The organism is Sphingomonas sp. (genome assembly GCF_042091075.1).
GTDB lineage: Bacteria > Pseudomonadota > Alphaproteobacteria > Sphingomonadales > Sphingomonadaceae > Sphingomonas.
Map to the genome: position 1 here is coordinate 1 of NZ_JBELIE010000126.1, position 9,625 is coordinate 9,625.

Consider the following 9,625-nt stretch of genomic DNA (forward strand, 5'->3'; position numbering starts at 1 on the left):
CCCGCCCGATTTCGCGCACGACCTGAACGCGCATCTGGGCAGCGCCTTTTCGCTGGAACCGATCCTGACGCAGAGCGCCTATTTCCGCGTCCATAATCGCGACGACGCGATCCCCAATCTGTACTTCACCGGCGCGGGAACGCATCCGGGCGCGGGAATACCGGGGGTCGTCGGCAGTGCGAAGGCAACCGCGGCGCTGATGCTGGCGGGGCGGTAGGATCGCGCGCCGCGTGGAACCGCCCCATATCCGCGCGCCGCACCCGCAGGCGACAGCGGCGCTGGCGCTGTCCGGCGCCACGCCGCTATAGCGCCAGCGTCAGTCACGGGGCGCGGCGATGCACTTCACTCACACCTTTTCGCTGCCCGATTATCTCGACACCCTCGTCAGCTATACCGCCGCGGTGCTGCTGGGCGCGCTGATCGGGGCGGAGCGGCAATATCGGCAGCGTACGGCGGGGTTGCGTACCAACGCGCTGGTCGCGCTGGGCGCGGCGGCCTTCGTCGATCTGGCGCAGCGGCTGGCGGGGGATGCGGAGGCGATCCGGGTCATCGCCTATGTCGTCTCGGGCATCGGTTTCCTGGGCGCGGGCGTCATCATGAAGGAGGGGATGAACGTCCGCGGGCTCAACACCGCGGCGACGCTGTGGTGCTCGGCGGCGGTCGGCGCGGCGGCAGGCACCGATATGGTGGCGGAGGCGGCGACACTGGCCGTGTTCGTCATTGCGGGCAACACGCTGCTGCGCCCGGTGGTCAATGCGATCAACCGCATTCCGCTGGTCGGCGGCGCGCTGGAGGCGACCTATACCGTGACGATCAGCACCGATCCGCAACGGGCGCCCATGGTGCGCGACCTGTTGATCGACCACCTCGAATTGATGCGCTACCCTGTGGCGGAAACCGAAATGGTGGAACGGTCGCCCGACCATGTCGATATCGTCGCCACCCTGGTCAGCACCGCCGCGGTGGACAGCGATCTGGATGGGATCGTCGCGCATCTGGCCGGCCGACACGGAATCGAGCATGCCACCTGGGGGCTGCGAACGCACGATTGAGCGCCGGATCGAGCGTCCGGTCGAGCGTCCGATTGATCGGGGCGCGGGGATCGCCTAGCGACGGCGGCCATGAAACGGCTCGCGATCTATTGCGGCTCCGCCACCCCGGCGGACCCCTTCTACATCGATCTGGCGCGCGAGGTCGGCGATACGCTCGCCCGGGGCGGGATCGGCGTCGTCTATGGCGGCGGGCGGCTGGGGCTGATGGGCGCGGTCGCGGATGCCGCGCTGGCCGCCGGCGGCGAGGTGATCGGCGTGATCCCGCAGGCATTGGTCGATGCCGAGGTCGCACATCGCGGCCTGACCGAATTGCACGTCGTTCCCGGCATGCACCAACGCAAACAGGCGTTCACCAACCTGTCGGACGGCTTCGTCACCCTGCCCGGCGGCACCGGGACGATGGATGAATTGTGGGAAGCACTCAGCTGGGCGCAGCTCGGCTATCATGACGATCCGGTCGGGCTGCTCAACGCGCGCGGCTATTACGATCATCTCGTCGCCTTCTGGCGGCAGATGGCGCACACTGGCTTCCTGCGCGCGCAGCATCGCGACCTGCTGATCGTCGGCGATACGCTGGACACGCTGCTCACCGCGATGGGGCGCCACCAGCCGGCGCAGCCGATCGTGCGGATGGCGACGTCCGATCTGTGAGCACGGCGCGGTGACGACGAACCGGGCCGCGATCGTGGAAGCGGCGCGACGATCGATCGCATTGGGCTCCAAAAGCTTCGCCGCCGCCTCCACGCTGTTCGACCCCGTCACGCGCGAACGGGCCTGGCTGCTCTATGCCTGGTGCCGGCGCTGCGACGATCTGGTCGACGGGCAGGATCATGGCCATGCCCGTGTCGTGGTGGACGACGCGCGCGAGCGCGTGGCGATGGTACGCGCGATGAGCATGGCCGCTCTGGCGGGGGAGCCGACCGGAGACCCCGCGTTCGACGCGCTCGCGCTGGTCGCGGCGGAAACCCGGCTGCCGCACCGCTATGTCGATGATCTGATCGACGGCTTCCAGCTCGATGCCGACGATTGGGCACCGCGCAGCGAGGACGATCTGTATCGCTATTGCTACCATGTCGCCGGTGCGGTCGGCTGCATGATGGCGATCGTGATGGGGGTGCCCCCCGAGGATGAGGCGACGCTCGATCGGGCCTGCGACCTGGGGCTGGCGTTCCAGCTCGCCAATATCGCGCGCGATATCGAGGAGGATGCGCGCGTAGGGCGCTGCTACCTGCCGCGTGACTGGCTGGGCGACGTGAACGTGCCCGCCGATGCGGTGATGGCGCCGCATCATCGCGACGCGCTGGTGATGCTGGCGCGTCGACTGACCGACCGCGCCGAGCGACACGAGGCCAGCGCGCGGATTGGTACGAAGGCGCTGTCGTGGCGGTCGGCGTGGGCGGTGTTGGCGGCGGCGGGCATCTATGGCGATATCGCGCGTGCGGTGGCGCGGCGCGGCACCCGTGCCTGGGATCGGCGGGTGACGACCGGCAAGGCGGCCAAGCTGGCGTGGATCGCGCGCGCCGCGTGGCAGGCATCGCGGCGTGCCGCGCTGCCGGACTTGCCGCGCGATCCGGTGCTGTGGACACGGTGGCGATAGGCGGCGACGGACCGCCGATTGCCTATCCGTCCTCGTCGATCCCCCAGTTCAGCCCGCGCGAAATCGCGGGATCGGCGACTGCTGTCAGCAGATAGGCGACCAACTGCTTTGACCGCTGCCACCAGCCGGTATCGCGGCGATAGGCGTCGAAGGTCACCTCGTTCGACCGGGCGATCTCGCCCTCGACATAGCCACGCACATGATCGGCGAATGTACGATCCTCGATCCGCAGCATCAGTTCGAGGTTGATGAACAGGCTGCGCATGTCGAAATTGGCGCTGCCCACCCACACCGCGTCATCGACGACATATAATTTGGTGTGCAGCTTGGTGGCGGCATATTCGAAGATGCGCACCCCGCGCCGCAACAGCCCGGCATAGGAAAAGCGCGCCGCCGCGATCGTGACGTTATTGTCCGATATCGCGGCGGTGACGATGCGGACGGCGGCGCGGCGGCGGCCCGCCTTTTCGATCCGCCGCAACAGCGCGGGGCTGGGCGTGAAATAGCCAGCGATCATGTCGATCCGCGAGGCGACCGCCATATCGTCCCGGATCGCACGCGCCCATGGCGACAGCCGCCGCGTCGGCCCGCCGATCGTCCAGCGCAACCGCCCCTCAACCTCGCTCCATTGCGCCAGCGCCTTGTTGAGCCGGCGGATCTTGCCGCCGCGATGACGGATGCCGTCCTCCAGCGCGTCAAAATAGCCCGCGATCCGCGCCGCCGCCGCGCCCTCCACCAGCACCCCCAGGTCCCGCCATGCCTGTTCGGCGGGGGTGCCGAAATAATCATCCTCCACGTTGAATCCGCCGATGATGATGCGGGCGCCCGTCGCCTCCGCATCGGCCAGCGCCAGCTTCTGGTGATTGCGCAACAGGTAGCGCCGCCCGAAGCGGGGCGAGAAGCGGCACACCGACGCCCCCGCCGCCTCGACCGGGGCAAAGAAATCGTCGTCGGCGTCGCTGCCGAAACCGTCGACGATCAGCGCCACGCGCACCCCGCGCCGCGCCGCGGCTGCCAAGGCGGCATTGACCCGCCGGCCCGATTCGTCGTCGGCATAGATATAATAAAGGACGCGCAGGCTGTGCTGCGCACCGTCGATCAACGCCAGCAGCGCGTCGAGCCGGCGCGGCCCGGTGTCGAGCAGCGTCAGCCGGTTGCCATCGACCGTAAAGGCGGGTTGGGGCGGCGCATCCTCGATCACCGGCACGGGATGGCGGAGCGCACCGATCGCCGCAAGCGCGCGCTTTCCTTGACGGATGACGGGGGATCGACTAGATGCGCATCCTTCCCTTAGCCTACCGACAAGAGGATACGCGATGGCGCGCGTCACCGTCGAGGATTGCGTCGACAAGATTCCCAACCGTTTCGATCTCGTCCTGCTCGCCGCGCAACGCGCACGGCAGGTGTCGGGCGGTGCCGAGCTGACGATCGATCGTGATCGCGACAAGAACCCGGTCGTCGCGCTGCGCGAGATCGCCGAGGAAACTGTCCGCCCGCGCGATTTGCAGGAATCGGTCGTGCAGAGCCTGCAGCGGGTCCAGATCGACGACGAGGAAGAGGCTGACGAAATCGGCAGCCTCGCCGCCTCGGCCGAAGCGCTGCGCCTCACCGCGGTCGCGCCGCCGCGTAACCAGAATTTGGGCGCGGATTACGACGGCTGATCGCCGCGCAATCCGTTCGCGTTGAAAGGCCGGCGATCCCCACGAGGGACGCCGGCTTTTTCATGACGGGCACCGATCGTGCCACCGGCGCAGGTACGGCGCGGAGCGATCTTCCTCCGCGATAAGATGAGGCTTTTCAGGCGCCCTGTGGGTGAACCAGCGCCACCGTCAGCTGGATGACCTTTGCCCCGCCCGGTGCGATGGCGAACACGCCCGGCTTGTCGCGATAGTCGCCCTCATAGCCTTCGGGATCGGCGATGCCGTGCCACGGCTCGACACAGACGAACGCAGCGCCAGGCTTCGTCCACACACCCAGCATCGGCGTATCGGGAAAGGCGATGTCCAGTTGCGGGGCGCCGTCCACCCCGTATCGCACCGCGGAGGAGTGGACCGGCGCCCAGACCAGGGCGTCGTGCGCGAACAGCGCGTCGGCGAGATGCAGCACCCGCCCGTCGAGCGGCGAATCGACCTCGCGCGGGGCGATCGTCCCGTCGGCGGCGATCTCCTTCAACCGCCCCGGCTCGTCGGCGTCGAACAGGATGCGGTGATCGCCCCGCTCGCGGCCATAGGGCAGCGGCCAGGCGAAGGCGGGGTGGAACCCGAAGCTGGCGGGCAGCGGCGTGGCGGCGGGATTGGTGATCGTCACCGTCACCGACAGCGTCGCGCCCGCGATCGCGAAGGCCACCTCCAGCCGGAAAGCGAAGGGATAGCTGGCGCGGGTTTCCTCATCGTCGTGCAGCGCGAACACCGCGCGCGTTCCGGTCGCTTCCACCACCTCGAAGCGGCGGCGTCGGGCAAAGCCGTGCTGCTTCATCGGATAGGGGGTGCCGTCGATGCGGATCGTGTCGCGATACGGCCGCCCCACCACCGGAAACAGCAGCGGCGCGCGCCCGGTCCAGAAACGGGGATCCGCGTCGGTCATCAATTCGCGGCCGTCGCCATCGCGCAGTGACGACAGTTCCGCCCCCAGCGGGTTGATCGCTGCGGACAATTGCGCGGTGCCGATGCGGATCCAGTCGTTATCCACGCAATGTCGCTCCCTGTTTCGCGGCGGCGGCGACCACGCGGTCGCCGATCGCTTTCAGATCGGCCTCGGTGAAGCTCTTGTCGCCGGGTTGCAGCACCAGTTCGACCGCGACGGACTTGTGCCCCTCCGGCACGCCTGCGCCGGTGAAGACGTCGAACACGCGCGCCCGCACGATCGCCGCCTTGTCCGCCCCCTTCACCGCGCGGGTCAGTGCCTCCGCGCTCACCTCCTGCGGCACCAGGAACGCGAAGTCGCGGCGTACCGGCTGCAACGCGGGCGGGGCATAAGCAGGGCGCATGAAGCCGCCGCCATCCTTCGCGCCGCGCTTCGCCGGGATCGCATCGAGGTACAGTTCCACCGCGGCGACCGGCACCGACAGGTCGAACACCTTCAGCACCGCCGGATGGACCGCGCCAAAGGCCGCCAGCACCGTTTTCGGCCCCAGCCGCAGCGTGCCCGACCGGCCCGGATGGAAGGCACCCCCCGCCTCCCCCATCACTTGCAGATTGTCGACCGGGGCGCCCGCCGCCGACAGCAGCGCCAGCGCCTCCGCCTTGGCATCGAAGGCGTCGAACGGCGCAGCCCTGCCCTCGCGCCAGCCGCGCGACCGGCGATCGCCGGCCAGCACGACGCCCAGTGTCGCGCGCTCACGCGGGATGTCGCCGTCATCGAGATAGCGGCGCCCCAGTTCGAACAGCCGGACGCTGTCGGCCCCCTGGCGCAGGTTGCGCTCCGCCGCCGCCAGCACGCCGATCAGCAGCGACGGGCGCATCACCTTCAGCTCCTCGCTGATGGGATTGGCGACCCGCCATGCGCCCCCGCCGAACACCCCGGCGTGCTTCTCGCTGACAAAGCTCCACGTCACCGCCTCGTCCAGCCCACGCGCCGCCGCGGCGCGGCGGACGCGGCGTTCGAGGCGCTGTTCCGCGGTGGCGGTGGGGCGCGCGACGCCGGCGGGGCGCGACAAGGCGGCGGGCGGCACCTTGTCGATGCCTTCGATGCGGATCACCTCCTCGACCAAATCGGCGGGGCCGTCGATATCGCGACGCCACGACGGCGGCGTCACGTGCCAATCGTCGCCGACGATGAAGCCGAGCGATTCGAGGATCGCGCGCTGCCGCGCCGGCGCGATCGCCAGCCCGCCGAGCGTTTCGGCGAGCGCCGGATCATAGGCGTACTGGCGCGTGCCAGCGGGCGGGGTGCCGTCACGGGTGACGCCGGTCGCGGTGCCGCCGCACAGATCGAGCACCAGCCGGGTCGCGATCGCAAGGCCATCGTCGAGAAATGCCGGATCCACCCCGCGCTCGAACCGCTGGCGCGCGTCGCTGGTCAGTTGCAGCGCCTGCCCGGTGCGCGCGATCGTATCGGGATCGAAGAAGGCGCATTCGATCACCACCTCGGTGGTGGCATCGGACACGCCCGATTCCTCGCCGCCCATCACCCCGCCGATATCGTGCACCCGCACGTCGTCCGCGATCACCGTCATCGTCGCGTCGAGCGTATAGGTCTTGCCGTTGAGCGCCAGCACCTGCTCGCCGGCCACCGCCTTGCGCGCGACGAGGCCGCCCGACAGTTTCGCCGCGTCATAGACGTGCAGCGGGCGACCGAGATCGATCGCGACATAATTGGTGATATCGACGAGCGCGCTGATCGGCTTCTGCCCGATCGCACGCAGCCGCTTCGCCATCCATTCCGGCGCGGCGCCGTTGCGCACGCCGTGCACCCCCTGCGCGAAGAAGGCGGGGCAACCGACGGGGTCGTCGGTGCGCACCGCGGGGCCCGGCCCCTCGCCCGCGACCGGCGCGACCGTCAGCGGCCGAAGCGTCCCCAGCCCCGCCGCCGCCAGATCGCGCGCGATCCCGCGCACGCCCATGCAATCCTGGCGGTTGGGGGTGATCGACACGTCGATGACCGGATCGGCGAGGCCGGCATAGTCAGCGAAGGCGACACCGACCGGCGCATCCGCCGGCAGCTCGATGATGCCGTCATGATCGTCGCCCAGCTCCAGCTCGCGCGTCGAGCACATCATGCCGTTGGATTCGACCCCGCGAATCGCCGCGACCTTCAGCACCATGCCGTTGGCGGGCACCGCCGCCCCCGGCTGCCCGAACACGCCGACCAGCCCGGCGCGCGCATTGGGCGCGCCGCAGACGACCTGCAACGCGCCGTCCCCGGCATCCACCGTCAGCACCTGCAGCTTGTCCGCCTGCGGATGCCGCTCGGCGGTCAGCACGCGCGCGACCGTGAAGCCGGACAGCCGGGCGGCGGGATCCTCGACCCCCTCCACCTCCAGCCCGATGCGCGTCAGCGCCGCCACGATCGCGTCGAGCGGCGCGTCGGTGTCGAGATGGTCGCGGAGCCAGGAAAGCGTGAATTTCATCGTATGATCCCGTCACCCCTGCGCAGGCAGGGGCCTTTATCTCTAGCGCGTGGCACACCGGCCAGCCATGCGCCCCTGGCTTCGCAGGGGCACGGCGCGTGATTAGCCCGGCGTGCCGACCCCGCCCGACAGCGTCGGCACGTCGAGCGCGGCGAAGCCATAATGCTTCAGCCAGCGCACGTCCGCCTCGAACACCGGGCGCAAATCGTCGATGCCGTATTTCAGCATCGCCAGCCGGTCGATCCCGCAGCCGAAGGCGAAACCCTGCCACTCGTCCGGATCGAGCCCGCAAGCGGCGATCACACGGGGATGGACCATGCCGCTGCCCAGCACCTCCATCCAGCCTTCCGCCCCGCCGATGACGCGCTTGCCCTTGTCCACCGAAAAGCCGACATCGACCTCCGCCGACGGCTCGGTGAACGGAAAATAGCTCGGACGCAGCCGCAGCACGACATCGTCGCGCTCGAAAAAGGCCTTCAGGAAGGTTTCCAGCGTCCATTTCAGATGGCCGAGGGTGATACCCTTGTCGATCACCAGCCCTTCGACCTGGTGGAACATCGGCGTGTGCGTCGCGTCCCAGTCGGAACGATAGACGCGCCCCGGCGCGATGATGCGGATCGGCGCACCCGCGCCGTGATGGCGTTTCGCGACCTCCACCATCGTGCGGATCTGCACCGGCGAGGTATGGGTGCGCAGCACCATCGGCGCGCTGCCCTCCTGCGCCCCGGCGCGCGGCGCGATATAGAAAGTGTCCTGCATCGCACGCGCGGGGTGCGTTTCAGGAATGTTGAGCGCGCCGAAATTGTGCCAGTCGTCCTCGATCTCCGGCCCGGTGGCGACCGCGAAGCCCAGATCGGCGAAAATCTCCGCCAGTTCGTCCATCACCTGGCTGACGGGATGCACCGTCCCCGCGATCGGCACATCGACCGGCAGCGTCATGTCGAGCGCCTCGCCGGCCAGCTGCGCGTCGAGCGCGATCTGCTCCAGCAGCGCCTTGCGCGCCGCGATCGCCTGCGTCACCGCCTCGCGCAGGCCGTGGATCGCGGGGCCGTTCGCCTGCCGCTCTTCGGGAGACATGGCGCCCATCGTCTTCAGCAGCTGCGTCACGCGGCCCTGCTTGCCGAGCGCCTCGACCCGCACCGCCTCCAGCGCGTCGAGCCCCGCCGCGGCCTCGATCGCGGTCAGCAGATGGGTCTTCAGCTCTTCGGGTTCGGTCATGCGTGTCTTCCGTCCTGTCCCGCCCGGAGGGCGCGCGGGGTTACGCCGTAGCGGCTGGGGAAGCCTTGGATCAATCCTCCCCTTCGTCACCGCCGTTCGGCGGGGCGGGAATGGGCGGGGGGATGACACGAAAAGAACAGGGGCGCCGGTGTTGCCACCGACGCCCCTGATTCGTGCGACTCGCGACCCGGCGCCTCAGGCGGCCTGGGGCAGTGCCGCCTTCGCCTGCGCGATGATCGCGGTAAAGGCTTCGCCTTCGTTCATCGCGATGTCGGCCAGCACCTTGCGGTCCAGCTCGACACCGGCCAGCTTCAGCCCGTGCATGAACTGGCTGTAGGTCAGCCCCTCCGCGCGGACACCGGCGTTGATGCGCTGGATCCACAGCCCGCGGAAGGTGCGCTTCTTAACCTTGCGGTCGCGATAGGCATATTGGCCGGCCTTCTCGACCGCCTGACGGGCGACGCGGATCGTATTCTTACGACGGCCGCGATAGCCCTTCGCCTGTTCCAGAATGTTCTTGTGCTTGGCGCGGGTGGTAACGCCCCGCTTGACGCGTGCCATATCCTATTCCTCCTCGACGCTCAGTTCAGGCCGTACGGCGCCCAGGCCTTCACCGTCGCGGTGTCGGCCTTCGACAGCACCGTGGTGCCGCGATTCTGGCGGATGTACTTGCCGTTGTGGCTGATGAGG

10 protein-coding genes and 1 pseudogene are annotated in these 9,625 nt (G+C 69.0%); 5 read left to right on the plus strand and 6 right to left on the minus strand.

Annotation, left to right across the window (positions count from 1 at the left end; genetic code table 11):
* The 4 genes from ACFDSW_RS12300 to ACFDSW_RS12315 all read left to right on the plus strand — a co-directional run.
* The coding region (locus ACFDSW_RS12300; protein ID WP_375250582.1) for an FAD-dependent oxidoreductase at window positions 1–217 on the plus strand (217 nt) is incomplete at its 5' end.
* Window positions 218–335: 118 nt separating this feature from the next.
* Complete coding sequence (locus tag ACFDSW_RS12305; protein ID WP_375250583.1) at window positions 336–1,052, plus strand: MgtC/SapB family protein; 717 nt, start codon at window positions 336–338, stop codon at window positions 1,050–1,052.
* Window positions 1,053–1,121: 69 nt separating this feature from the next.
* Window positions 1,122–1,703, plus strand: coding sequence for a TIGR00730 family Rossman fold protein (locus tag ACFDSW_RS12310; protein ID WP_375250584.1), 582 nt, complete (start codon window positions 1,122–1,124; stop codon window positions 1,701–1,703).
* A 10-nt stretch (window positions 1,704–1,713) separates the two neighbouring features.
* Window positions 1,714–2,649: a phytoene/squalene synthase family protein gene (locus ACFDSW_RS12315; RefSeq protein WP_375250585.1), complete on the plus strand. Its 936-nt coding sequence runs from the start codon at window positions 1,714–1,716 to the stop codon at window positions 2,647–2,649.
* Window positions 2,650–2,671: 22 nt separating this feature from the next.
* On the opposite strand, the gene ACFDSW_RS12320 is transcribed toward ACFDSW_RS12315, so the two are convergent.
* Window positions 2,672–3,847, minus strand: coding sequence for a phosphatidylserine/phosphatidylglycerophosphate/cardiolipin synthase family protein (locus ACFDSW_RS12320; protein WP_375250591.1), 1,176 nt, complete (start codon window positions 3,845–3,847; stop codon window positions 2,672–2,674).
* Between the two features lie 118 nt (window positions 3,848–3,965).
* Between ACFDSW_RS12320 and rpoZ the strand changes: the two genes are divergently transcribed.
* Window positions 3,966–4,310 carry a DNA-directed RNA polymerase subunit omega gene (rpoZ, locus tag ACFDSW_RS12325; RefSeq protein WP_375250586.1) on the plus strand — a complete coding sequence of 115 codons (345 nt, stop codon included), beginning with the start codon at window positions 3,966–3,968 and terminating at the stop codon, window positions 4,308–4,310.
* Between the two features lie 136 nt (window positions 4,311–4,446).
* Here rpoZ and ACFDSW_RS12330 read toward each other — a convergent pair whose 3' ends face one another.
* From ACFDSW_RS12330 to ACFDSW_RS12350, 5 genes and pseudogenes are all read right to left on the minus strand, one after another.
* Window positions 4,447–5,337 carry an aldose 1-epimerase family protein gene (locus tag ACFDSW_RS12330; protein WP_375250587.1) on the minus strand — a complete coding sequence of 297 codons (891 nt, stop codon included), beginning with the start codon at window positions 5,335–5,337 and terminating at the stop codon, window positions 4,447–4,449.
* Window positions 5,330–7,717, minus strand: coding sequence for a phenylalanine--tRNA ligase subunit beta (pheT, locus tag ACFDSW_RS12335; RefSeq protein ID WP_375250588.1), 2,388 nt, complete (start codon window positions 7,715–7,717; stop codon window positions 5,330–5,332). Before pheT ends, ACFDSW_RS12330 begins: the two co-directional genes overlap by 8 nt.
* Before the next feature lie 102 nt (window positions 7,718–7,819).
* Window positions 7,820–8,935, minus strand: a complete 1,116-nt coding sequence (gene pheS, locus ACFDSW_RS12340; protein ID WP_375250589.1) for a phenylalanine--tRNA ligase subunit alpha — start codon at window positions 8,933–8,935, stop codon at window positions 7,820–7,822.
* 195 nt (window positions 8,936–9,130) lie between these two features.
* A complete protein-coding gene (gene rplT, locus ACFDSW_RS12345) occupies window positions 9,131–9,496 on the minus strand; it encodes a 50S ribosomal protein L20 (protein ID WP_375250590.1) in 366 nt (121 codons plus the stop codon).
* A 20-nt stretch (window positions 9,497–9,516) separates the two neighbouring features.
* Window positions 9,517–9,625, minus strand: a pseudogene (locus ACFDSW_RS12350) (50S ribosomal protein L35); the annotation flags it as partial.

What these genes read in the sequence shown, in the direction of transcription:
- rplT (WP_375250590.1), bottom strand. Translation starts at nt 9,496, where the DNA reads ATGGCACGCGTCAAGCGGGGCGTTACCACCCGCGCCAAGCACAAGAAC.
- rpoZ (WP_375250586.1), top strand. Translation starts at nt 3,966, where the DNA reads ATGGCGCGCGTCACCGTCGAGGATTGCGTCGACAAGATTCCCAACCGT.
- ACFDSW_RS12310 (WP_375250584.1), top strand. Translation starts at nt 1,122, where the DNA reads ATGAAACGGCTCGCGATCTATTGCGGCTCCGCCACCCCGGCGGACCCC.
- ACFDSW_RS12305 (WP_375250583.1), top strand. Translation starts at nt 336, where the DNA reads ATGCACTTCACTCACACCTTTTCGCTGCCCGATTATCTCGACACCCTC.
- pheS (WP_375250589.1), bottom strand. Translation starts at nt 8,935, where the DNA reads ATGACCGAACCCGAAGAGCTGAAGACCCATCTGCTGACCGCGATCGAG.
- pheT (WP_375250588.1), bottom strand. Translation starts at nt 7,717, where the DNA reads ATGAAATTCACGCTTTCCTGGCTCCGCGACCATCTCGACACCGACGCG.